The organism is Chlorogloea sp. CCALA 695 (assembly GCF_003003885.1).
GTDB lineage: Bacteria > Cyanobacteriota > Cyanobacteriia > Cyanobacteriales > Chroococcidiopsidaceae > Aliterella.
The window spans coordinates 45,121-68,204 of sequence record NZ_PVWN01000021.1; the positions used below are offsets into that span (position 1 = coordinate 45,121).

The following is a 23,084-nucleotide window of genomic DNA, read 5'->3' on the forward strand; positions in this document are numbered from 1 at the left end:
ACTAACGCGATCGCACTTGTTGCATAATCGTTTCTACCTGCTGTACTTCTGTAAGCTTATTTTGCGATAAGTAGAGTTTTTTTGCTCTTTGTAAAGAGGCGACAGCTTCGGGTACTTTACCTTGACTCCAAAACGCTACACCTAAGTTTTGATGAGAAGTTGGTTCGCTGGGGTTAATCTGAACTGCAAGGTTGAATACGCTAATTGCTTCGACAAAATTGCCTTGACTACCTAAAGCAATGCCTAAATTATTGTAAGTTTCTAAGTTTTGGGGATTAATAGCTATTGCTTGTTTAAACGCTGTAACAGCTTGGGCAAATTGATTTTGACTGCTCAAAGCCAGTCCTAAATTGTTGTGGGCATTTTCAAAAGTGGGATAAATTTTGATAGCTTGATTAAAAGCTGCGATCGCACTGTTAAATTTTCCCTGTTCTGCTAAAGTGACACCACGCTCGTTGTAGGCTTGGGCTGCTTGGATTTTTTTAGCTTCAAGTTGAGAACTTTGTTTAATTGCTACAGGTATTGACTCTGAAGCAAATATCGGTGGAGCTAGTATAGCTGTACTCATTATGCTTAATATTACTGCCACAATATTTTTTTGCATAAAGATTTTGATAATAAACTATTAGAACATTGTAGGCAATTTGCCCTCATTATGGAGCGATCGTTGTAGATAGCAGGTTGTAAGTAAAAAAGCCTAGCGATCGCTAGGCTCCTTAAGTTAGAAGATAACTTAAAATTTATTCGTCATCATCTTCAAAATCATCATCATCATCATCATCTTCGTCGTCATCGTCCTCTAAGTCGTCTATTTCATCATCAACCAGTTCCTCCTCCTCTGGAGCAACCGTCGCACCGCGATCAAAGTTAAACCCTTCTCCCAAGCCGCTTTCAAAGCTATAAGCGCGGGCCGTGCGATCGTCTAACACTACGTCTAAAGGATCGTCGCCTTCTTCAAATACGCTACTAGCCTCTAAAGTTGGTTCCTCAGAAACCGACAATGGCTCCTCGTAAGCATTGAAGCCCGTACCCGCAGGAATCAAGCGCCCAATAATAACGTTTTCCTTCAAACCACGCAGCCAGTCAGATTTCCCTTCAATAGCAGCTTCGGTTAGTACCCTAGTAGTTTCTTGGAAAGATGCCGCAGAAATGAAGCTATCAGTATTGAGCGAAGCCTTAGTAATCCCCAATAACATTGGCGTGTATTGAGCTAAAGCGCCCCCCGTAATACTCATTGCTACATTCACCTGTTCGATTTGACGTAGCTCAATCAACTCTCCAGGTAAAATTGTCGTGTCTCCACCATCATCTACCCGCACCTTAGCTGTCATCTGCCGCACAATAGTCTCAATATGCTTATCAGCAATATCAATTCCTTGGGATTGATAAACCAACTGCACCTCGTTTACCAAGAAGTTCTGCACTTTCTGCAAAGCCTTAGTGGATGGGGTAGCATCTTTTTGAGCGGAATAGTAGTTAAAGAACACTTCCAAAATTTCGTGAGGATTGGCTGGTCCGTCGGTTAGCTGCATTCCTACATCTACTACCGAACCATCAGAAACTACAGGGTTTTGTCCAGGCCCTAGAGGATAATCAGTAATCGTACCGTTATCTTCAATTACCTTAATGGCATGGGTTTCGTCTTCTACCCTAGTTAGTTCTACAGTTCCCGGTCTAACAGCTAGAATACAAGCTTCTTTGGGCTTCCGTGCCTCTAATAGCTCCTCAATTCTTGGCAATCCCTGAATAATATCCCCAGTCTTAGTCCGCTCAAATACTAGCAATACTAAGTTGTCTCCCCGTTGAACTAATCCCGCATCATCTACCTGCAACATTGCTCCAGGGCTAACCCGGTAAGGGCGAGCGATGCGGAGAGTAACTTTATAAGTGTTCGTGGAGAGTTGATTGTTGCCTTGAGCGGTTTCTTGTTTGCCTTGGGCAGCAATTTCAATGACTTGAGCGGATTCTTCTGTAAATACACCCGGAGCGATTTCACTACCAGCAATTAACAAACTACCCACTTTAAAGCGGGGCTTTTCATTTGTAACTATGGTGAAACAATCCTTTTCTCTAAGAATCAAGATGCGGCGAATCGCTTCCGCGCCTTCTCTGACACCACGCACAATCCCAGACTCTTTGCACAAAACTTCCGTTTTTGCTACTACAGCTTTGGGGAGAATTTCTTGCCCTTCAACTACATTAAATTTGGTACTGGTGCTGCCTTGAGTAACATCGGCGGGAATGTCCTTGCGAATAATTAATGATTCTAAAATCACTAATTGCAGGCGTTTGACTTCAGAATTTACCGCATCTGTTACAAGTTCGATATCTGCCACGATGGGAGAACCGCCAGTATATTCCGCCGAATGGGTTTGATCCATTTCTAGCACTAACTGAGTTCGCAATAGTTCGACTCCCTCTACAGATTTCACGCGCTCAGAATCTTTGTAAGGCAAGCGACTAACTGCCCTTAGTTCAATCGAGCGCCCTTCGCCAGTGCTTGATTTTGTACTGGGAACTGAGGGAGAATCGGGGACGGAAAACTCGGTAACAGGACGAAGTAATAAAGCTGGGCCGTTAGAGGATGACTCTATGTATTCGATGTAGCGCAAATCAGAAGCAATATAGCCCGGAATCAACTCCTCTCCTGGTTGAGTAAAAGTGCCATCGCGGTTTAATACTGATTCTGGGTCATCTAGCATCAGCAACTCGCCGGGCTTGATCACCAGTTCGCGCAAAATGTCGTTTTTCTGAGTTACTTCTACTACGCCGTTGGTTTCGCAGAAAATATCTTTAACAACTTCTGTTCCTGCTTCTACATACTGGGCATCTTCAACTAGCAATAAAGAAATGTCTTTATTAACTTCGTGGGTTTCTTCAGGAATCCAGAGAATTGTTCCACCTTTAACTACTTCGTAGCCTTGTTTGCCTTTACCTTTTTTGGCAGTTTCAATTCCAGAGTATTTAATCAAACCTCCAGTATTAGTGCGGTATTCTTCAGAAATTAATTCTGCGACTACTTGACCTGTTTGAACTTTCGTTCCTGGGGTGGCTAGAAGCGAAAACATTGCCCCATGATTGGTTTCAATGATGTAGTGGTCGCCTTGACGAGAAGATTGCTCTACGCGCACAGTGGCAGTGTCTAGCACTACGGACGCTGTGATAATTTCAATTTCACGGGAGCTATGACCCGAATCTGGAGTTTCGGCAGCCGATCGCACGATCCCGCCGTGGAGAGTATGAATTTTTGCTTCAGCCAAGACGCTATTTTCATCCACGCGATCGCCATTAACTACGCTAGGTTCGGCTCCTGGGGGCAAGTTATACACTTCTCCCGACAAAATCCAAATCAAGCCGCCTCTAGTCGCGGTGGTCGTCGTATTGCCTTGTCTATCGGTTTTTTCTTCTGGTACTAATTCGGCAAACTTGACTTCTCCCGCCAAGTCTGAAGATACGTCTTTGGTTGCTTTTTCGGTGTGAGCGCGGTTTGTGCGGCTACCGATCGCAACTTCAGCGAGCAATTGATCAGCTTTGACTTCTTGACCATCCACAATATAGATGGTTGAACCTTGGGTTACAGGAATAGTCACAGGTTTGCCGCCACTTGCTTCTAACATCAAGTCGCCATTAGCTTCTACAAATAAAGCCTCTTCACCGTGACGAGTTCTAAAAGGTCTTGTCCGCAGCTTTTTGGGAATCCGAATCGTGCCTTTTTCTTCGCTGCGGACTTGACGCGCTACCTCTCCAGTAAATACGCCCCCAGTGTGGAATGTCCGCATTGTTAACTGGGTTCCAGGTTCGCCGATACTTTGGGCGGCAATAATTCCCACTGCTTCCCCTAAGTCTACTAGCTTGGCATGAGCCAGACTCCAACCGTAGCAGTGCTGACACACCGATCGCGCCGCTTCGCAAGTTAGAGGACTCCGCACCATTACTTCTTCTACCCCAGCTTTTTGAATGGCGATCGCCGTCTCGTCACACATTGACTGATTTTTGGGACAAATTACGGCTTTTGTTTTAGGGTGAACTACGTCATTTAAAGGTACTCTCCCCAACAAGCGCGAACTTAAAGGAATCATAATGCGATCGTTTTCCACCATTGGACGCACCATAATTCCCCGTGTCGTACCACAATCTAACTCGCGCACGATCACATCTTGAGCTACGTCTACCAAGCGGCGAGTTAAATAACCAGAATCCGCCGTTCTTAACGCTGTATCTACAAGCCCTTTTCTAGCTCCGTAAGAAGAAATAATGTACTCTGTTACCGTCAACCCTTCTCTAAAGTTTGTTTTAATCGGTTGGTCGATAATTTCTCCCTGGGGATCAGCCATCAAACCCCGCATTCCTACTAGCTGGCGGACTTGAGAGATATTTCCTCTCGCACCAGAAAACGCCATCATGTACACAGAATTGAGGGGGTCTGTAGCTTTAAAATGCTCCACCACCTCATCTTTAAGGGATTCCGAGGTACTATTCCAAGTATCAATTACCTTTTGGAAGCGTTCTACTTCGGTAATTTCGCCGCGCGTATAGCGTTCCTCGGTCGCTAAAATTTCCGTTTCTGCTGCTTCTAAAAGCAGTTTTTTGGTAGGGGGAACCTTCAAGTCGTCCACGCTAATTGAGATTCCGGCTACTGTAGCGTAACGAAAACCCAAATCTTTTAATCGGTCGGCGATCGCGGCGGTTTTGGCAGTGCCATAGTGCGTAAACGCCCAGGCGATCAACTTTTTGAGTTGACCTTTATCTACCACGCGATTGCGAAAAATCATTTCTTTGCCGTCTGCCATTTTTGCTTTCCCTTATGTTAGTCAACTAGCTGTCAGATTTACTGCAATACTTCTTGAATGGTTTTGTTGTAGATAATCCTGCCGGGAGTAGTACGCACAAACTGAGAAATTAGTTCTCCGTCGGAGTTTTCACGACGGCGGATATTATTGTTTGTAATCACCCGCGTCCCATCACTCTGCTTTTCAACCTTTTCTACGCCGTCATCGTCCGAGTCTACTAAGCCATCAAAGCGAACCCAAACTTTGGCATGGATATGTACCTGCTTTTGTTCGTAAGCCATGATTGCGTCGTCTAAAGAAGCAAAATAGCGAACTCCCCCATCATTACTATTGGGATTTTCTGCCGTTAAGTAATAGCAACCCAACACCATATCTTGACTTGGAGTTACAATCGGTCTGCCTGTTGCCGGAGACAAGATATTATTAGAAGCCAACATCAGTAGCCGTGCCTCTGCTTGACTTTCCAACGACAAGGGAATATGTACCGCCATTTGGTCGCCATCGAAATCAGCGTTAAAAGCCGGACATACTAAGGGGTGCAGTTGAATCGCCCGACCTTCTACTAAAATTGGTTCAAAAGCTTGAATTCCCAATCTATGCAAAGTAGGAGCGCGGTTAAGCAATACAGGATGTCCTTCAATTACTTCTTCTAAAACACCCCAGACGCTAGGATCGCCGCGAGAAATTAGCTTTTTGGCAGCTTTAATATTGTTAACTACATTGCTGCGAATCAGCCGATGAATCACAAAGGGTTGAAATAGCTCAATTGCCATTTCTCTAGGCAAACCACACTGATGAATTTTCAGCTTTGGCCCGACAACAATTACCGATCGCCCAGAATAATCTACCCGTTTTCCGAGTAAGTTTTGGCGAAAACGACCTTGTTTGCCTTCAATAATGTCTGACAAAGACTTTAAGGGGCGGTTGTTTGCGCCTACTACCGTCCGTCCGCGTCTCCCGTTGTCAATTAAAGCGTCCACCGCTTCTTGCAACATCCTTTTTTCGTTGCGAACGATAATTTCTGGTGCTAAGATTTCTTGCAATCTGGCTAAACGGTTATTCCGGTTAATCACTCGGCGATAAAGATCGTTTAAGTCGCTAGTTGCAAAACGTCCGCCGTCTAGCTGTACCATAGGGCGCAAATCTGGCGGGATGACGGGAATTACCTTCATTACCATTGATTCGGGCAATGAACCTGTAGCAACAAAGTTGTCAATTACTCGTAGACGCTTAATTAACTTGGCGCGTTTTTGCCCTTTGGCATTAGCAATCTCTTCGCGTAAGCTTTCCGCTTCAGCTTCTAATTTAATATCTGATAACAGCCGCGCCAAAGCTTCCGCGCCGATACCTACTTCAACTCCACTTAGTTCCGATTCTTCGCTATAAAGTTGGTCTTCTATTTCTAACCACTGATCTTCTGTCAGTAATTGCTTATAAGCGAGAGTATCAGCATTGCCTGGGGATAGAACCACGTAAGCATTGAAGTAAACAATTTGCTCCACATCCCGTAAAGGCATATCTAGCAAAATCGCAATATAGCTAGGTATCCCTTTAAGATACCAAACGTGAGCGACAGGGGCGGCAAGCTTAATAAAACCCATGCGATGGCGGCGAACTCTAGCTTCAGTTACTTCCACTCCACAGCGTTCGCAAACAATACCGCGATGTCTAACTCTCTTATACTTACCGCAATGACATTCCCAGTCTTTAGCCGGGCCAAAAATCCGTTCACAAAATAAGCCATCCATTTCTGGCTTTAGAGTACGGTAGTTAATAGTTTCTGGCTTTGTAACTTCTCCTACTGTTTGACCATTAGGTAGGGTTCGTTCTCCCCACTGCCTAATTCTCTCTGGGGAGGCGATGCCAATTTTGACGTAATCAAATTGCGTGATTTGTGGCGTTCTCATAAGTTAAGTAAGGATGGGGAGAAAGGGAATAGATCGCACTAAAAGGTAGAAGTAGAAATTCTTACTTCTACCTTTTAGCTATACTTCTTCTTCGAGTGCTTCGCGGCTGAGAGATTCGTAGGTAGGACGGTTAGGAGTGCGACGACCCCCGGTATCTGCCATCAAATCAATTTCCACGTCTAGAGAACTACCATCAGATTGAAGTTCTACTTTATGGACGGCAATATCTAAGCCCAGCGATTGCAATTCTCGCATCAGCACTTTAAACGACTCTGGCGTACCAGGGCGGGGAATGGCTTTACCTTTGACGATCGCATTTAAGGCTTCGTTGCGTCCCTGCATATCGTCGGACTTGACTGTTAGCAATTCTTGCAAGGTATAAGCTGCGCCAAAAGCCTCCAGCGCCCACACTTCCATTTCTCCAAATCTCTGACCGCCTTGTTGCGCTTTACCGCCCAAAGGCTGCTGTGTAACCAGGGAGTAAGGACCTGTAGAACGGGCGTGAATCTTGTCATCGACTAAATGCACCAATTTCAGCATATAAGCGATACCTACTGTTACCGGGCGATCAAAGGGTTCTCCCGTCCGACCGTCGTACAACTGAATTTTTCCTGGTTGTTCGGGGTCAAATAACCAATCTTTTCCGGTTTCTTCTCGCGCTTCGGCTAACTTGCCATGCACAATTGTTCGTGATGATTCTTCCCCATACATTTCATCAAAGGGAGTAATCTTAAACCGCAACCCTAGGTTTTCTCCAGCCCAACCTAACAAGCATTCAAATACTTGTCCGACGTTCATCCGCGAAGGTACGCCCAAAGGGTTGAGAACAATGTCTACGGGCGATCCGTCGGGCAAATAAGGCATATCTTCTACAGGCAAAATCCGCGAAATAATCCCTTTATTGCCGTGTCGTCCTGCCATTTTGTCGCCGACTTGAATTTTACGCTTTTGCGCTACATACACCCGGACTACCATGTTAGCCCCCGGTGGCAATTCGTCTCCTTGTTCGCGGGTAAACACACGCACGTCTACAACTCTTCCTTTTTCCCCGTTAGGTACGCGCAGTGAGTTATCGCGGACATCTCGCGCTTTTTCGCCAAAGATTGCCCGTAACAGTTTTTCTTCGGGAGGTTGATCCGATTCGCCTTTGGGGGTAACTTTACCGACTAATATATCGCCCGAATCTACCCAAGCACCTTTACCGATAATTCCTTGTTCGTCGAGTTGGCGTAAAGCGTCTTCACCAACGTTGGGAATTTCTCTAGTAATTTCCTCTGGCCCTAGCTTGGTTTGTCTTGCCTCTATTTCATATTTTTCAACGTGAATTGAGGTGTAGACATCATCTTGGACGAGTTTTTCGCAAATTAAGATCGCATCCTCGTAGTTGTAACCTTCCCAAGGCATATAAGCTACGGTGATATTTTGTCCTAGCGCTAGTTCTCCGCCTTCAGTAGAGGAACCATCAGCAAGGACTTGTCCAGCAACTACGCGATCGCCAAATCTAACTAAAGGTCGTTGATTTAAACAAGTATCTTGGTTTGAACGCTGATACTTGGAGATCGGATACTCAATTTCTTGAGGTGTAGCAGTGGTTTGGGATTCTCCTGTAATCTCTTTGCTTTTTACCCGGATGCGGATCTTTGTCGCATCTACATAGATTACTTCGCCATCAGTCCGGCTAACTACCACCATGCCCGAATCCCGCGCAGCTTGTGCTTCTAAACCCGTTCCCACCAAAGGGCGCTCTGGTTTAAGTAGCGGTACAGCTTGCCGTTGCATATTCGATCCCATCAGCGCCCGGTTAGCGTCGTCATGCTCCAAAAAGGGAATTAAGCTCGTTGCTACCGAGACAATTTGTACCGGAGATACCGCCACATAATCCACTTGATCGGGGGTAGTGCTGGCAAATTCTTGACGGTAGCGGACAGTAACTTTTTTGCCTAAAATTTGACCATTTTCATCGATAGGAAGATCGCCAGGAGCTACGCGCAGGTCGTCTTCTTCGTCCGCCGTCATGTATACGGGCTGTTTGTCAAATTGGACAATGCCTTTTTCTACAGGTCTAAAGGGTGTCTCTAAAAAGCCATACTGATTGACTTTCGCATGAGTTGCTAAGGAACCAATTAATCCCGCATTTGGACCTTCAGGGGTTTCTACCGGACAAATCCGTCCGTAGTGTGAGGGGTGAATGTCTCGCACCGCAAAGCCTGCACGTTCGCGGGTCAAGCCTCCAGGGCCCAGGGCTGACAAGCGGCGTTTGTGCGTAAGTTCAGCTAAAGGATTGGTTTGATCCATAAACTGGCTCAATTGGCTAGAGCCAAAAAATTCTTTAATTGCCGCTACTAGGGGTTTGGGGTTGACTAAAGAAGCTGGTGTTAAGGTATCGGGGTCAGATACGGTCATGCGTTCGCGGATGATCCGCTCTAAACGATTTAAACCTACTCTGACTTGGTTTTGTAGCAATTCTCCGACACTTCTTACCCGTCTATTGCCCAAATGGTCAATATCGTCGATGCTACCCATGTCAAACTCTAAGTTGATTAGATAGTCAACGGCTGCCAAAATGTCAATAGGTGTAAGTACCCTTGTTGTATCGGGAATCGAAAGCCGCAGCTTTTTATTAATTTTGTAGCGTCCTACCCGCCCTAAATCGTACCGTTTGGGGTCAAAAAAGCGTGATTCTAGTAGTTGATTACCGCCGGAGACTGTGGGAGGTTCGCCCGGTCTCAATTTGCGGTACAACTCCATTAGGGCATCGTCTTCGCTAAATTGCCCTTCTTTTTCAATCGTTTTTTGGAAATACTCTGGATGGCGCAAAGATTCAAAAATCTCGTTGTCTGATAATCCCAAAGCTTTTAATAACACTTGCGCTGACAGTTTGCGGGTTTTATCGATTCTGACCCAAACTAAGCCATTGCGATCAGTTTCAAATTTTAACCAAGCTCCCCGGTTAGGAATTAAACTAGCTGAGTAAGTACGGCGACCGTTTTTATCTACTTCAGATTTGTAGTAAACTCCAGGACTCCGGACAATTTGGTTGACTATTACCCGTTCTGCACCGTTAATAATAAATGTGCCGCGATCGGTCATCAGTGGCAAGTCGCCAATAAATACTTCTTGCTCTTTGATTTCCCCAGTTTCTTTATTAATTAACCGGGTGGGGACGTACATTTGCACTGCGTAGCTGCTATCGCGCCGTTTGGCTTCGTCTACGTCGTACTTCGGTTGCTTGAGTTTGTAATTATTACCTAAAAAATGTAGTTCTAATTTCCCCGTGTAGTCAGTAATTGGCGAGAAGCTATTAAGTTCTTCTATTAATCCTTCTTCTAAAAACCAACGGAAGCTAGAACGCTGAATGTCGATTAGGTCAGGTAACAAAAAGGCAGGTTCAATGTATTGGTCGGTGGTCATGCGTTTTTATACTTATTGCGGCTGGTATTTACTCAACGGGCGGAAATCTTCTACGCAATTGCGCTTTGTCTAACAGTTACGCAGTAATTGCTAACAAGAAGCTTTTTTAGGTTTTAGTTCCCTTGAGTTGGGAATTGGTAAATTCTGACGCTCTATACTTAGGCAATGATTCATAGTATTGTCATTTTAGGGTGTAACTTTTGCGACGGTGGTTTTAGCTGCTATCCGCTTAGGCGATCGCGTACTTAATTTTTGCCCCTCAACGTTTTTGTGAAGTGGCAATTTATCGCCATTACTGTTTTGCTCTTGCATCCCTTGGTTGTAGAGCTTTAAGGGTTTGAATTGGTACGTTTTAAAATTTTCCTAGCAAAATTTGATTCTATTGCCCGACTTTTAACTATTATGACTTTTTTCCCCTCTAGGCGTTGCTTTAAACTTAAACTGAGAGATTGAAAAGTTTGCAAGCATTAGCTGTCGTTATTTGAGCAATTTTTTCTACCGTTTCACCGCGCAATTGAGCAATAGCTTCAGCTACGTGCAGTACAAAAGCTGGTTCGTTGCGTTTAGTCCCTCTTTTAGGTACGGGAGCCAAAAAAGGGCAATCGGTTTCGATTAATAAACGGTCGAGGCTGACAATTTGAGCGCTTTGATGAATCTGTTGAGCATTTTTAAAAGTCACTGTACCGCTAAAACTAATATAAAAGCCCAAGTCTAAAAACCATTGAGTTTCTTCCGGCGATCCCCCCCAGCAGTGCATTACACCCCGGATTTGATCGGAGTGGTTGGCTTGAAAGGAATGCAAAATTTGTTTTAATTGCACCGCCGCATCCCGACAGTGGATAATTACAGGAAGATTTAATGAATAAGCAATTTCTAGTTGAGATTCAAACACTAGGCGCTGCTGGGCTTCATTATCTGCCTTGTAAAAATCTAACCCGGTTTCGCCGATCGCTACTACTTTGGTATCAGACTTAGCTAACGCCGTAATTTCCTCAGCCATTGCTTCTGTCCATTTGTCTGCATCTAAGGGATGTAAACCCACGGCAAAATTAATTTCAGGATAGGTGTTAGCTAACTGTTGAATCCGGGTAAATTCATCAGGCTGTACGCAAGAGTGTACAAGCTTGACTACACCGTTTTCTTGCCAACGCGATCGCACTAACTCTAAATCTTGCTCAAATACATCAAAATTTAGATGAACGTGAGAGTCAATCAGCTTCATTTTTTTTAGCTGTTAGTCCTTAGTTGCTGGAGCATTCTAACGCTAAAGATGCGTTTACTTGGCGTTGATGAGGCTGGCTTCTTTTCTTTTCAAACTCTTGGCTAAGAGTGCTTTTTTCCTTGCGCCATTGTTGCGATGTAAAACTTTGCATTTCACGGCTTTGTCAATTTTACTCACCGCTACCGACAGATGCTGGTCTACTTCTTGCTTGGCTTCAGGAGTAGGATTCGCCGCGTAGCTATCTACGGCGGTGAGGTACTTCTTCATCAGTGTTTTGACGGCTGACTTATAAGCTTTATTACGCAAGCGATTTCTTTCCGCGACTTGGATGCGCTTGATAGCAGACTTGATATTTGCCACAATTAATTAAGGAAAAACTACGGTTATATAGACAAAATACTAGATGTACCAATATAGCATCAATATTGCCACAATTGGTAGAGATATAAAAGAAAAATCCGCGTTAAGCTATGTATGGGTAGCAAGAATCGGCAAACTTGAAGCGTCAATAACTGACGAACAAGGGCGCGAAACTTGCGACTATTAGCACTAAATCCAAAATTGATTGTATTGCGAACTTCATGCTGCGAATTATTACTCAGCAAGGCGAGGTACAAGCAGAACTACAAAGGATCTGCGATCGCACCCAAGACGACCAGGTGCAACATAAAGAGGCGACAGTAAGAGAAGTTCTCCAGGCAGTAAAACGCCAGGGGGATAAAGCTGTACTGCACTATACAGCCGAGTTTGACAACCAAGAACTTTTGGTAGAAGATTTGCGTGTCAGTGGCTCGGAATTAGATGCGGCTTATCAGCAAGTATCAAAGGAGTTGCTAGAGGCAATTCGCCTAGCTTGTCAAAATATCGAAGCATTCCATCGTCAGCGCGTCCCTAAGTCGTGGGTAGAGTTTGGGCAGGGCGTGGTATTGGGTAAACGTTATACCCCCGTAGATCGAGCAGGTTTGTACGTGCCTGGGGGTAGAGCAGCTTATCCTAGTACGGTATTAATGAATGCGATTCCAGCGAAGGTAGCCGGAGTTTCTAGGCGAGTAATTGTTACGCCGCCAGGAATAGGGAAAACAATCAACGCCGCAGTATTAGTAGCGGCGCAAGAGGCAGGAGTACAAGAAATTTATCGCGTCGGTGGAGCGCAAGCGATCGCGGCTTTAGCTTACGGAACCGAGACAATTCCCAAAGTAAATGTAATTACAGGGCCAGGAAACATATACGTTACCTTAGCCAAAAAATTAGTTTATGGAACCGTAGGTATTGACTCTTTGGCTGGGCCGTCGGAGGTGTTAATTATTGCCGATAGTGGAGCAAACCCCGAACACGTTGCCGCCGACCTATTAGCCCAAGCAGAACACGATCCGATGGCGGCGGCGATCTTACTTACAACCGATAGTCGGATAGCTTTAAAGGTGCAAGCAGCCGCCCTGAGACAGTTAGAGGATCACCCGCGCCGGACACTCACAGAAAAAGCGATCGCTCATTATGGCTTAATTGCGGTCGTTGATTCCATAGATATAGCAGTACAACTATCTAACGAATTTGCCCCCGAACACTTAGAGCTTGAAGTTGCCGAACCTTGGGAATTATTGCCAAATATTCGTCACGCTGGGGCAATATTTCTTGGTTACTCAACGCCTGAAGCCGTAGGAGATTACTTAGCAGGGCCTAACCATACCTTGCCAACTTCCGGCGCTGCTCGTTATGCCTCAGCTTTGGGAGTAGAAACTTTCCTCAAACACTCTAGTATTATTCAATATTCCCCAGAAGCTTTACAGCAAGTAGCCGGAGCCATTGACGTACTAGCGAAGGCAGAAGGATTGCCCTCTCACGCTCAATCGGTAAAGCTCCGAATAGAGGATAATGAGGAAACCGGCTGGAAAGAATAATAACTCTTAGGGGAGGCGATCGCGCGTGTTAAACACAATTGTAGTAGCTTTAGAAAGCTCGGATCTAGGCGATCACGTTATTGAAACAGTGCAGCAACTGCAATTGTCCCCTGGGGTAAAAATTATTCTTGCTCATGTAATTTCTACCTCAGACTCCGACTTAGAAATAGCCGCCGACCGTCCCCAAAGTGAAGCAGAAGCTACTCCCTATCGCCACATTGAAAAGCAATTGCAGGCTTATCAAGCTATGTTGCCCTTCCAGAGCGAATTAGAAATTGTCACCGGAGACCCCGCCGAAGAAATTATCCGCCTAGCAAATATTTATCATGCCGATTTGATTGCGATCGGTACTCGCGGCTTGACGGGTGTAAAAAGGATCTTACAAGGTTCTGTGAGCAGTCAAGTTGTAGAAAATGCTTCTTGTTCGGTGCTAGTAGTCAAGCCAATTGGATAACACACCATTATCAATAGCCGCCCTATTTTTGGAGAAACTATCGTGCAAAAAATCTTAGTTGTCGCTGTAAGTTTAGTAGCATTGCTTGCGCCAAGTAGGGTTAATAGCCAACTTATTCCTCAACCTTGGGTATCGGTAGGAGTCAATGATAGCGATGCTACCTTTGCTGTAGGAGCAAGAGCAGTAAATTGGGGCGTTGAGCTAGGCAAAGCCGAAGATGGAGCCACAGGGGTAGATGTGCTGAAATTTATTCGCGTTCCCGTAGTTTCGCCCTACGTGGGGTTAGGTTTGTACTCCGCAGATAAAGGCGTAGCTTTTTCTGGGGGCGTTCAAGTCGGAGCGACCGATAATGTATTTGTAGGCGTTGGCTACAATACAATTCGCGGCATTAATGGGCAAGTAGGAGTTAGGTTTTAATTACCAACTACCAATTACCAATTACCCATTACCAGCCTTTTGAGTTAAAAACTGACGTAAATTAAATAAACTTAAAGTTTGCCCAATATTTAACGGCAATAAAGAAACCCCTTCAATTCGAGACTGTACCCAACCTTCTCCCCAGTACCATTCGTGGAAACCGTCAATTCCTTGACTGAGGACGAGGCGCAAACACTCCGGCGTAACTACTTCTACTTGATGATGAATTGGTACAAACCCAGTCCAATTAGTAAAACTAAGCCCTGGGTGCAATTGTTCTGGCATTCCTGGATTAAAGCGTTCAAACCACAACCATTTTTGCAATTGCTTGGGATAAAGCAAGCTGTCCTTAATGGTATTAAAGGAAGCTGTAACTTCTATTCGCAGTTGGCTTTGTTGAAAAGTACCCAGCATGGCTTTAGATTGTGATTAGTTGATTTATTTTTCAGTATGGCAGAACTAAATTCTCTTGTCCCTGCGTCCTCTTTAATCTCCATCCTAGAATAGATATATAAAGAAATGTAAGGGTTGTCATGGCAGATCAATTAATTCGTGCTACCGCCGCTAATGGTGGCATTCGAGCCGTAGGTGTAATTACAACTCGCCTCACCGAAGAAGCTAGAGGACGGCATAATCTCTCGTATGTAGCAACCGCAGCGTTAGGTCGTACCATGTCCGCCGGACTATTGCTGGCATCGAATATGAAACGCTCTGGTTCGCGGGTAAATATTCGGATCAAAGGTAACGGATTACTAGGCGGAATATTAGTAGACGCTGGGTTAGATGGAACAGTACGCGGCTATGTAGATAATCCAGAAGTGGAATTACCACCTAGTAGTAAGGGCAAACTAGATGTTGGTGGCGCAGTAGGAAAAGAAGGGTATTTGTATGTAGTGCGAGATGTAGGCTACGGCTACCCTTACGCTAGTACCGTTGAATTAGTTTCGGGGGAAATTGGCGAAGATGTCGCTCATTACCTTGTTACCTCCGAACAAACTCCTTCCGCTTTAGTTGTGGGGGTATTTGTGGGCGCAAATGGCGTTACAGCTTCGGGGGGGATATTGATTCAAGTATTGCCCAAAGCAGCTAGAGATGAGGCTTTAGTTGAAGTTTTAGAATCCCGTGTAGCTTCGCTCTCTGGATTTACGCCACTATTGCAAGCAGGTTTGAATCTGACGGAAATATTTGAGCAATTGCTAGGGGATATGGAATTAGAAATATTACCCGAAACTCAATTAGTGCGCTTTAACTGCGGTTGCTCAGGCGATCGCGTTTTGGGGGCATTGAAAATGTTGGGAGCAGAGGAACTCCAAGATATGATTGAAAAAGATCGCGGCGCGGAAGCAACTTGTCATTTTTGCTCAGAAGTTTATCAAGCCAGCAGCGACGAACTAGCGCAGTTAATTTTAGACTTGCAAGCTGAATCTTCAGGATAAAGGCGATTTCTTAAGAGATTTTGGTACAAAATATAGCTTTTTGGCAACTAGAAAGGTACGATGACAACGAGATTGATAATTGAAATCTCAAACAATAGCTGTTGTTAAATCGCAAAGCGGCTAGACCTGTAAGACAATTTGGGGACAAATAATGAGAGAGCCAGGAATTCCTAAAAATTGGTCTATGGGGAAATTTGCACGGGGCGATCATTCAAGATTACCCAATGCTGCAACTTCTCCTGCTGGCTCTCAATTGCCACATAATAGCAGTGCAGAATCGGGCGAAGTGTCAGCACAACCCGCGTTGAAACTACAGTCGCTCACGCCCAATCGTTGCCTTGATAAGCGCCCACTACCACCCAATACTGCCCCAAAAAAGCCACCAAAGTGGCTGACTAATTGGGCTATGTGGTGGGGAGTTGCAGGTTTAATTAGTAGTAGCGTAGGAGTAGTAGCAATTGCGATGCTATTAAAATTACCCGCCGCTCCTAATTGTCCAGCAATTTTTTGGCCCCTGGCTACTGCAACAGTGAGAATGCACTGCGCGGAAGTAGCGGCAAATAAGCAGACAGTGAAAGACTTGCTAGAAGCGATTTCTTTAGTAGAAGCGTTGCCCAAAAATCATCCATTAAGGGCAGAAATAAATAAATCTATTCAACAATGGACAATAGATATTTTAGACTTGGGCGATCGCGCTTTTCAAGCAGGTAAATTACCTAGTGCGATCGCCATTGCCAAAAAAATCCCCCGAAATGTCCCCGCTTACCAAGTTGTAGAGCAGCGTATAGCTAGTTGGGAATCGGTTTGGAAAAAAGCTGAGGATACTTACAGCCAGGCTGAGGCGCAGCTACCAAAAAGAAATTGGCATGAAGCGTTTATGGCGGCGGTGGGTTTATTGAATGTAGGCAACGATTATTGGGAAACTACTAAGTACGACCAATTAAATCGGCTGATTGAGACAGCAAAAGAAGACGCGAATAGTTTTGATAAAGCTAAAGATTTAGGCGCAAGGGGTGGAATTAGTAACCTACTTGAAGCAATTAAACTAGCTCAAGAAATCGGTACAAGTAGTTACAGCTACAAAGACGCTCAAGCATTAATTCCTGAGTTAGGAAAAGAAATGCTTGATCTTGCTCAAAATGCCTTAGACAGAAAAGATGCGGAAGAAGCAATCTCGATTGCAAACCAAATTCCCCCAATTGCGAATTTACAATTAGAAGCAAAAGATTTTATTACAATTGCCGAAGCTTGGCGCAGTGCGTGGTTAGATAATGTGCCGGGACTTGAAGGGGCAATTGCGATCGCTCAAAAAGTAAGTCAAGATCGCCCCTTGTACAATAAAGCGCAAGAATTAATTGCTCGTTGGCAGCTAGAAATTGAAGATGTTGCCCACCTACAAAGAGCGCGAGAACTCGCAAAAGGCGGCACAGTAGGGGATTTGACCGCCGCCATTGCCCAAGCTGAGGTTGTACCTGAAAATAATCCCCGCGCCATTGAAGCTAAAGGTGAAGTAAATCGCTGGCGCACAAAAGTAGAAACTATTGAAGATCGTCCTTACTTAAACCGGGCGGAAGAATTGGCATCAGGAGAAGATGTGGGTTCTTTGCAAGCGGCAATTAATGAAGCAAGTCAAATTAGCAAAGGACGATCTTTATATTCTGAAGCACGGCGCAAAATTCGCGATTGGCGACAACTTATTGAACAGGTAGAAGATCGCCCCTTATTAGAGGAAGCCCGTAGCCTCGCTAGTAGAGGTAATTTACCCTTGGCAATTGAAACCGCCGGACAAATTAAAACTGGGCGAAGTTTATCTAGTGAAGCGCGATCGGCAATCAATGACTGGGAAGGACAAATTAACGCGCGGGTAAATTGGCAACAAGCGCGGCAAATAGCCGTACAAGGAACCCCAGAGGCGCTAGTAAGAGCAATTCGGGTTGCTAATCGAATTCCTAATAGCAGCCCCTTACGCTACGATGCCAACTTGACGATCGCCGAGTGGAGCAATCGCATTCTAAGTATTGCTCAAGATCGCGGACAATCTGACATTCCTGGGGCGATTGAAGTTGCTAAACTTGTACCGTTAGGAACTGAAGCTTACCCCGGCGCTCAAGATCAAATTGCTACTTGGGAAAGGTTTTTAAATCCACCAAAACCAGCCCCAGAACCCGAAGCTAACTAGACGGTTGAGGATTTCTGACAATTATCATGCGGCAATCATCTACAGAAACACGCTGCTGCATTGCCTTAACTAAAGCTTCGTAGGCTGTCCAGTGTTCGGTGATGATAGTTTTTGCCTGTAATGCACTAGAGCGCTGTTTTTGATCTTGAGCGGCGACAGAAAAGCCAATTGGTGCTAGTACCTTTCGCAATTTATTAATATCGTCCGCGCCCCCTTGGGCATTGTTATAAACTAGGTTTTCGGCGGCTATTCCTGCCATCCAAATTGTGCAATAGCGGTCTAATAACTGGGCTTTTAAAGCTCCCTGTTGCAATTGAGATGCTAATTCGTCATCGGCAAAAGTTACGCCGCCAAGACCGGGTTGTTTTTGTTTTAGAGCTTCCCAAGCGCTGAGAGTATAGCCTGTAACGGGAATATCTAGAAAATGAGCAACTAAAAAGTGTCCTGCCTCGTGGTGGAGAATGCGATCGCGGTTTTGAGGAGTCCAGGCAAATAAATCGCTAATTACCGCCCCGCCTTTGCCTTGTAAACCAAAGCTATCAAGGGTTGCAAGTCCTAAGAGTGTAAAAGTAGCGAAAGCGGGAATCGTGGGAGATAAGTTAAATAAAGGGCCGACTAAGGTTGAAAAGGTGACCAGAAAGATAGAAATTGCAACTAAATTAAGGGTAGTTTGGCTCATAGAAAATAGGGGTCGACATTTTTTTATTATTAAGGGCGATCGCACTCAATAAACAAGCAAAGGAGAAAATGAGCTTCCGCGATTAAGATTAAAGGCTTTCAACAGCAGCAATGGGCGCTCTAAGCTAGGATCTAATCTGTCGCCTCCCTGTCACCTATGAATAAATCTAAAGAATTAGTAGAAAATTCTTTGCTTAGTAAAAACTTGCCAGCTAATCCCAATCATACCCATGAGAACGAACCCGCACCTCATCCCCATATCCACAGCGAAGAATCGTTACGCAGCATTATCAATCGTCTGTCGCGCCTAGAAGGGCATATTCGCGGGATTAAAACAATGGTGCAAGAAAGTCGCCCTTGTCCCGACGTACTGGTACAAATTGCCGCCGTTAGAGGTGCTTTAGATCGAGTTGCAAGGCTAATTTTAGACGAACACTTAACCGAATGTATCGGTAGAGCCGCCCAAGCTGGGAATATTGAAGTAGAAATTCAAGAGCTAAAAGCTGCTTTAGATCGGTTTTTACCTTAGCTCCAAATCTTGGCGGTTAAGTCTAAATTAATAATGCTAGAGTTGCAAGAAATTCATCTACTAAGGGCGAACGATGGTACAGAGGCAAAATTTAATTTCTATAGCTACAACTACCGCCCTGTGTATCTTACTAGGCGGAGCGGCAGTATTTGCTATTAAGAGTAAGACATCTCCAGAAAATACCAAGCAAGCCCAAGTTATTCCCGCTAATCCAAAGTCGCAAGTTATCCCCTTAGTAGGACTTTCAGCAAAAGAGCGAGCTTTACAACTAAGCGCGATCGCCCAATTACCTCAATCCATCGAACGCGATCGCGCCCGTTACCTTTTAGCAAGCGATTTAATTGCCCAAAATCAAGGAGCAAAAGCCCTTACCTTATTAGAAAACTTAGAGCAATCTTACCCAGTTTTTGCCGCCCCTATCGCCCTCAAACGCGCTCAAGCTTCTAGCACACAGACGCAATGGCAAGAGTTGCTTACACGCCACGCCAACAGCCCCCTAGCTACAGAAGCGTTGTTTAATTTGGGCAAAACTGATAAACAGTATTGGGAAAGTGCGATTTCTAAATATCCCAGCCATCCCCGCAGTTTGGAAATTGCCCGGAATCTATTGGTAGATAATCCTAAACGCTCAGATTTAATGCTGCTGATAGTTAAAAATGCTATTCCCGCAGATATTGCTATTGCTGATAAATTAGTCCAATCAGGAGCTAAATTAACTCCCGCCGATTGGGAAGTCGTCGCTACAGCTTATTGGACTAAAAAAACCTATGGTAAAGCCGCCTTAGCTTATAACAAAGCATCCCGTAAACCTTTAAACCTCTACCGTAAAGGGCGGAGTTTTCAAGTAAGCAATAAAAAGCTTGAAGCTATCGCCACTTATAAGCAATTAATCGGCTACTTTCCTACAGCTAAAGAAAGCGGGTTAGCTTTAACGCAACTTGCAGAGATGGCAGAAAAGCCCAGGGCGATCGCCTACTACGATCGAGTCATTAGCGGGTTTCCTAATCAAGCTGGAGCCGCCTTAGCCGCCAAAGCTAATATTTTAGAACCACAAAACAAAAAAGCTGCCACCCAAGCCCGTAATGTCATGCTAAAGAAGTATGGCGACTCCGAAGCGGCGGCCGAATATCGCTGGAAAATCGCCCAAGAAAAAGCTGAGGCGCAAGATTATCAAGCAGCTTGGCAATGGGCGCAAACTATCCCCACCCGCAACCCTAAAAGTATATTGGCTCCTAGAGCAGGTTTTTGGGTAGGAAAATGGGCAGATAAGTTAGGGAAACCTGAAGCTAAAGCGGCTTATGAGTATGTATTGAGCCAGTTTCCCCAGTCTTACTATGCTTGGCGATCGGCAGCAATACTAGGCTTAAATGTCGGCAACTTTACAACGGTAAGACAGATAAATCCTCAAGTAATCGCACCAGCGCGAGGACTTTTGCCTGCGGGATCGGCAACATTAAAAGAACTTTACCAGCTAGGACAAGATCAAGATGCGTTGGCGCTTTGGCAAGTGGAATTTACAAACAAAATTCAGCCTACTGTAGCCGAGCAATTTACTGATGGAGTGATGAGTTTAGCCAAAGGCGACAATCTACTAGGAATCAACAAAATTGCCACCTTAGAAGACCGAGAAACCCCCCCAGAAAAGGCAGAATATAATACTCTCAGTCAAAAACTTACTTACTGGCAAGCTCGTTATCCTTTTCCCTTTCTCCAAGAGATAGAATACTGGTCAAGTCAGCGTCAACTTAACCCCTTGCTGGTAACAGCTTTAATTCGCCAGGAATCTCGGTTTGAGCCAAAAATTCGCTCCGTTGCAGGTGCAGTCGGTTTAATGCAAGTAATGCCTGGTACAAGTGAATGGATTGCCGAGAAAATTAAGTTAGAGCAATACAATCCTGAAATTCCCAAAGACAATATTTTGTTGGGTACTTGGTTTTTAAATTACACCCATCAGCAATACGATAATAATTCCCTGTTTGCGATCGCAAGTTACAACGCCGGGCCTAATGCTGTCTCTAAATGGCGCGATCGTTTTGAAATTAATGATCCTGATGAATTTGTAGAAGCCATACCCTACGAAGAAACCAAAGGCTACGTTAGACAAGTTTTTGGCAACTATTGGAATTATCTGCGCCTCTACAATCCAGAAGTTTCCCAGTTAGTTGCTAAATATTCAGCTACTCACCCTAAAGGCGCTACCCTACCATAACTAAGTATCCCTTTTTTTCTGCTGCTACCCTAGATACAATAGTTAAGCAACCCCTGTATAGCTTGAAATGACACCTCCAGTAGAAGTTGAAACCTTAGCCGAGCAAAATTTCGACACCCCAGAGGAATTTCTTAACGAACTTCCCGATGAAGCGGAGATGTCACTATTCGACCACTTGGAGGAGTTGAGATGGAGAATTTTTTATGCGCTAATTGCTGTTGTTGTAGGTATAACTGGCTGTTTTATAGCTGTTAAGCCAATTGTTCAAATACTAGAAGTACCTGCTCAAGGTGTAAAATTTCTGCAACTTGCTCCTGGAGAGTTCTTTTTTGTCTCTTTTAAAGTTGCTGGCTATAGTGGTCTTGTAGTGGCAAGTCCTTTCATACTCTATCAAATCATTCAATTTGTTTTACCTGGTTTAACTCGCCGCGAACGCCGTTTGATTGGCCCAGTGATTATTGGCTCTACTTTTCTATTTGCGGCGGGATTAATATTTGCTTATCTACTCTTAATTCCGGCGGCGCTCAACTTTTTTATTAATTATGGCGAGGGGGTAGTAGAACAAATATGGTCAATTGATAAGTATTTTGAATTTGTATTATTGCTATTATTTAGTACGGGACTTGCTTTTCAAATTCCGATTATTCAAGTTTTACTCGGCTTTTTGGGAATTGTATCTTCTAACCAAATGTTGGCGGGTTGGCGGTTTGTAATTGTCGCTGCTGTAGTTTTAGGAGCAGTTTTGACTCCTTCTACCGATCCTTTAACTCAAAGCCTATTAGCGGGTGCAGTATTGGGGCTTTATTTCGGCGGAATTGGTTTAGTTAAGTTGTTAGGGAAGTAAACATCACTACAATATCCATTCTGAAGCCCGAAGTCCTAAGTCTAAAGGAATGCTCACCGCCTTACCTAAGCGCGGACGTTCTTTTGTATCTAAAATATATTTTTGTACCTGTAAGGTTCCCCCAAAGCCCTCTAAATAGGTTGCGATCGCTTCCATGTGCGCTTCATACTCAGTTTCACTCAACGGAAACGAAGCTTGCTCTAAATATTTCCACATTACTTGTAAAAATACCTTCCCTTGGGTGCGCCGCAACTGCACGTCGTAAGAACGTCCCCATTTATTTAGCAATAGCTGGTGTAAATCTTGTCCTGTCATGGCTTGTGCTAAGTTTTACATTTGTTTACAAAACTGAAGTAGGTAATTCAAGTATGATACCAATATAAAGAAATGTAATATACCTCCTATTGACGATCGCATTCGCAGCAAGAGGGATTTTTATATTTTCTTAGTAGTCCGACACAAACAAAGTGGGCGATCGCACTCTTGACCTAAGCTCAAAGAAGTTAACAACGATCCAAGAGAGAACAGTATGGCGCAGATGTCAGAATCAATGGATGTCCCAAATATGGGTCGTCGTCAATTTATGAATCTACTGGCTTTTGGTACAGTTACAGGAACCGCCGCCGGGGCATTGTATCCAGTAGTAAGGTTTTTTATTCCCCCATCTAGCGGCGGATCTAGCGGCGGAACAACAGCAAAAGACGCGCTAGGCAATGATTTTAGCGTTAGTAAGTTTTTAGAAACTCGTAGCGCAGGCGATCGCACGTTAGCCCAAGGACTCAAAGGCGACCCAACTTATATTGTGGCAGAAAGCAAAGAAGCGATCGCCGATTACGGCATCAATGCTGTTTGTACTCACCTAGGTTGTGTTGTGCCTTGGAATGGCAACGAAAATAAATTTATGTGTCCCTGTCACGGTTCTCAGTACGACAATACAGGTAAAGTAGTACGCGGGCCTGCACCTAAGTCTTTACCTTTAGCTCACGCCAAAGTCCAAGACGATAAAGTTACCTTAACTCCTTGGACTGAGACGGATTTCCGCACAGGTGATGCGCCTTGGTGGGCTTAAATAAGAGTTTTGAACGTTTGTATTATGAGTTGCAGATAATA

Annotated in this window: 20 protein-coding genes; 10 read left to right on the forward strand and 10 right to left on the reverse strand. The window is 44.5% G+C overall.

The annotated features are described in order from the left end of the window. Position 1: 1 nt before the first annotated feature. The 7 genes from C7B70_RS12875 to rpsT form a co-directional block, all read right to left on the reverse strand. A complete protein-coding gene (locus C7B70_RS12875) occupies positions 2 to 604 on the reverse strand; it encodes a tetratricopeptide repeat protein (RefSeq protein ID WP_106369437.1) in 603 nt (200 codons plus the stop codon). A gap of 136 nt (positions 605 to 740) precedes the next feature. Further along, positions 741 to 4,772, reverse strand: a complete 4,032-nt coding sequence (locus tag C7B70_RS12880) for a DNA-directed RNA polymerase subunit beta' (RefSeq protein WP_199192243.1) — start codon at positions 4,770 to 4,772, stop codon at positions 741 to 743. Between the two features lie 56 nt (positions 4,773 to 4,828). Next, on the reverse strand, positions 4,829 to 6,697 hold the full coding sequence (locus C7B70_RS28335; RefSeq protein WP_106369439.1) for a DNA-directed RNA polymerase subunit gamma: 1,869 nt from the start codon (positions 6,695 to 6,697) through the stop codon (positions 4,829 to 4,831). Between the two features lie 78 nt (positions 6,698 to 6,775). Beyond that, positions 6,776 to 10,108 carry a DNA-directed RNA polymerase subunit beta gene (gene rpoB, locus C7B70_RS12890; protein ID WP_106369440.1) on the reverse strand — a complete coding sequence of 1,111 codons (3,333 nt, stop codon included), beginning with the start codon at positions 10,106 to 10,108 and terminating at the stop codon, positions 6,776 to 6,778. 186 nt (positions 10,109 to 10,294) lie between these two features. Then, the gene (locus C7B70_RS28340) at positions 10,295 to 10,420 is read right to left on the reverse strand and encodes a hypothetical protein (protein ID WP_255409333.1); all 126 of its coding nucleotides are present in this window, start codon (positions 10,418 to 10,420) and stop codon (positions 10,295 to 10,297) included. A gap of 124 nt (positions 10,421 to 10,544) precedes the next feature. After that, a complete protein-coding gene (locus C7B70_RS12895; protein ID WP_106369441.1) occupies positions 10,545 to 11,330 on the reverse strand; it encodes a TatD family hydrolase in 786 nt (261 codons plus the stop codon). 54 nt (positions 11,331 to 11,384) lie between these two features. Continuing rightward, positions 11,385 to 11,690, reverse strand: coding sequence for a 30S ribosomal protein S20 (rpsT, locus tag C7B70_RS12900; RefSeq protein ID WP_106369442.1), 306 nt, complete (start codon positions 11,688 to 11,690; stop codon positions 11,385 to 11,387). Positions 11,691 to 11,733: 43 nt separating this feature from the next. On the opposite strand from rpsT, the gene C7B70_RS26340 reads away from it, so the two are divergent. The 4 genes from C7B70_RS26340 to C7B70_RS12915 are packed head-to-tail and all read left to right on the forward strand — an operon-like array spanning position 11,734 to position 14,099. After that, on the forward strand, positions 11,734 to 11,877 hold the full coding sequence (locus tag C7B70_RS26340; protein WP_158260488.1) for a hypothetical protein: 144 nt from the start codon (positions 11,734 to 11,736) through the stop codon (positions 11,875 to 11,877). Between the two features lie 34 nt (positions 11,878 to 11,911). After that, positions 11,912 to 13,228: a histidinol dehydrogenase gene (gene hisD, locus C7B70_RS12905; protein ID WP_106369443.1), complete on the forward strand. Its 1,317-nt coding sequence runs from the start codon at positions 11,912 to 11,914 to the stop codon at positions 13,226 to 13,228. A 25-nt stretch (positions 13,229 to 13,253) separates the two neighbouring features. Continuing rightward, on the forward strand, positions 13,254 to 13,682 hold the full coding sequence (locus C7B70_RS12910) for a universal stress protein (RefSeq protein WP_106369444.1): 429 nt from the start codon (positions 13,254 to 13,256) through the stop codon (positions 13,680 to 13,682). A gap of 42 nt (positions 13,683 to 13,724) precedes the next feature. Continuing rightward, a complete protein-coding gene (locus C7B70_RS12915) occupies positions 13,725 to 14,099 on the forward strand; it encodes a hypothetical protein (RefSeq protein WP_199192238.1) in 375 nt (124 codons plus the stop codon). A gap of 21 nt (positions 14,100 to 14,120) precedes the next feature. Here C7B70_RS12915 and C7B70_RS12920 read toward each other — a convergent pair whose 3' ends face one another. After that, positions 14,121 to 14,513, reverse strand: a complete 393-nt coding sequence (locus tag C7B70_RS12920) for a hypothetical protein (RefSeq protein WP_106369446.1) — start codon at positions 14,511 to 14,513, stop codon at positions 14,121 to 14,123. Positions 14,514 to 14,632: 119 nt separating this feature from the next. Here C7B70_RS12920 and hslO point away from each other — a divergent pair, with 119 nt between their 5' ends. Further along, the gene (gene hslO / locus C7B70_RS12925; protein WP_106369447.1) at positions 14,633 to 15,535 is read left to right on the forward strand and encodes an Hsp33 family molecular chaperone HslO; all 903 of its coding nucleotides are present in this window, start codon (positions 14,633 to 14,635) and stop codon (positions 15,533 to 15,535) included. A gap of 151 nt (positions 15,536 to 15,686) precedes the next feature. Then, positions 15,687 to 17,714: a chromosome segregation ATPase gene (locus tag C7B70_RS12930; RefSeq protein WP_106369448.1), complete on the forward strand. Its 2,028-nt coding sequence runs from the start codon at positions 15,687 to 15,689 to the stop codon at positions 17,712 to 17,714. Here the strand turns inward: C7B70_RS12930 and C7B70_RS12935 are convergent. Further along, positions 17,707 to 18,393, reverse strand: a complete 687-nt coding sequence (locus C7B70_RS12935) for an ATP-dependent Zn protease (RefSeq protein ID WP_106369449.1) — start codon at positions 18,391 to 18,393, stop codon at positions 17,707 to 17,709. The genes C7B70_RS12930 and C7B70_RS12935 overlap by 8 nt on opposite strands. A gap of 156 nt (positions 18,394 to 18,549) precedes the next feature. Between C7B70_RS12935 and C7B70_RS12940 the strand changes: the two genes are divergently transcribed. From C7B70_RS12940 to tatC, 3 genes are all read left to right on the forward strand, one after another. After that, a complete protein-coding gene (locus tag C7B70_RS12940) occupies positions 18,550 to 18,921 on the forward strand; it encodes a metal-sensitive transcriptional regulator (RefSeq protein ID WP_106369450.1) in 372 nt (123 codons plus the stop codon). A 73-nt stretch (positions 18,922 to 18,994) separates the two neighbouring features. Next, a complete protein-coding gene (locus C7B70_RS12945) occupies positions 18,995 to 21,130 on the forward strand; it encodes a transglycosylase SLT domain-containing protein (protein ID WP_106369451.1) in 2,136 nt (711 codons plus the stop codon). Between the two features lie 67 nt (positions 21,131 to 21,197). Beyond that, positions 21,198 to 21,974: a twin-arginine translocase subunit TatC gene (gene tatC / locus C7B70_RS12950; RefSeq protein ID WP_106369452.1), complete on the forward strand. Its 777-nt coding sequence runs from the start codon at positions 21,198 to 21,200 to the stop codon at positions 21,972 to 21,974. 6 nt (positions 21,975 to 21,980) lie between these two features. Here the strand turns inward: tatC and C7B70_RS12955 are convergent, their stop codons facing one another. Beyond that, entirely contained in the window at positions 21,981 to 22,289 is a 309-nt protein-coding gene (locus C7B70_RS12955; RefSeq protein ID WP_106369453.1) for a DUF3067 family protein, read from the reverse strand. A 214-nt stretch (positions 22,290 to 22,503) separates the two neighbouring features. Here C7B70_RS12955 and petC point away from each other — a divergent pair, with 214 nt between their 5' ends. Continuing rightward, a complete protein-coding gene (petC, locus tag C7B70_RS12960) occupies positions 22,504 to 23,043 on the forward strand; it encodes a cytochrome b6-f complex iron-sulfur subunit (protein ID WP_106369454.1) in 540 nt (179 codons plus the stop codon). Positions 23,044 to 23,084: the final 41 nt, after the last annotated feature.

Excerpts from the sequence above, each read along its gene's own strand:
- C7B70_RS12875 (WP_106369437.1), bottom strand. The coding sequence starts at position 604 with ATGCAAAAAAATATTGTGGCAGTAATATTAAGCATAATGAGTACAGCT.
- C7B70_RS12880 (WP_199192243.1), bottom strand. The coding sequence starts at position 4,772 with ATGATTTTTCGCAATCGCGTGGTAGATAAAGGTCAACTCAAAAAGTTG.
- C7B70_RS28335 (WP_106369439.1), bottom strand. The coding sequence starts at position 6,697 with ATGAGAACGCCACAAATCACGCAATTTGATTACGTCAAAATTGGCATC.
- rpoB (WP_106369440.1), bottom strand. The coding sequence starts at position 10,108 with ATGACCACCGACCAATACATTGAACCTGCCTTTTTGTTACCTGACCTA.
- C7B70_RS28340 (WP_255409333.1), bottom strand. The coding sequence starts at position 10,420 with ATGCAAGAGCAAAACAGTAATGGCGATAAATTGCCACTTCACAAAAAC.
- C7B70_RS12895 (WP_106369441.1), bottom strand. The coding sequence starts at position 11,330 with ATGAAGCTGATTGACTCTCACGTTCATCTAAATTTTGATGTATTTGAG.
- C7B70_RS26340 (WP_158260488.1), top strand. The coding sequence starts at position 11,734 with ATGTACCAATATAGCATCAATATTGCCACAATTGGTAGAGATATAAAA.
- hisD (WP_106369443.1), top strand. The coding sequence starts at position 11,912 with ATGCTGCGAATTATTACTCAGCAAGGCGAGGTACAAGCAGAACTACAA.
- C7B70_RS12920 (WP_106369446.1), bottom strand. The coding sequence starts at position 14,513 with ATGCTGGGTACTTTTCAACAAAGCCAACTGCGAATAGAAGTTACAGCT.
- hslO (WP_106369447.1), top strand. The coding sequence starts at position 14,633 with ATGGCAGATCAATTAATTCGTGCTACCGCCGCTAATGGTGGCATTCGA.
- C7B70_RS12930 (WP_106369448.1), top strand. The coding sequence starts at position 15,687 with ATGAGAGAGCCAGGAATTCCTAAAAATTGGTCTATGGGGAAATTTGCA.
- C7B70_RS12935 (WP_106369449.1), bottom strand. The coding sequence starts at position 18,393 with ATGAGCCAAACTACCCTTAATTTAGTTGCAATTTCTATCTTTCTGGTC.
- C7B70_RS12940 (WP_106369450.1), top strand. The coding sequence starts at position 18,550 with ATGAATAAATCTAAAGAATTAGTAGAAAATTCTTTGCTTAGTAAAAAC.
- C7B70_RS12945 (WP_106369451.1), top strand. The coding sequence starts at position 18,995 with ATGGTACAGAGGCAAAATTTAATTTCTATAGCTACAACTACCGCCCTG.
- tatC (WP_106369452.1), top strand. The coding sequence starts at position 21,198 with ATGACACCTCCAGTAGAAGTTGAAACCTTAGCCGAGCAAAATTTCGAC.
- C7B70_RS12955 (WP_106369453.1), bottom strand. The coding sequence starts at position 22,289 with ATGACAGGACAAGATTTACACCAGCTATTGCTAAATAAATGGGGACGT.
- petC (WP_106369454.1), top strand. The coding sequence starts at position 22,504 with ATGGCGCAGATGTCAGAATCAATGGATGTCCCAAATATGGGTCGTCGT.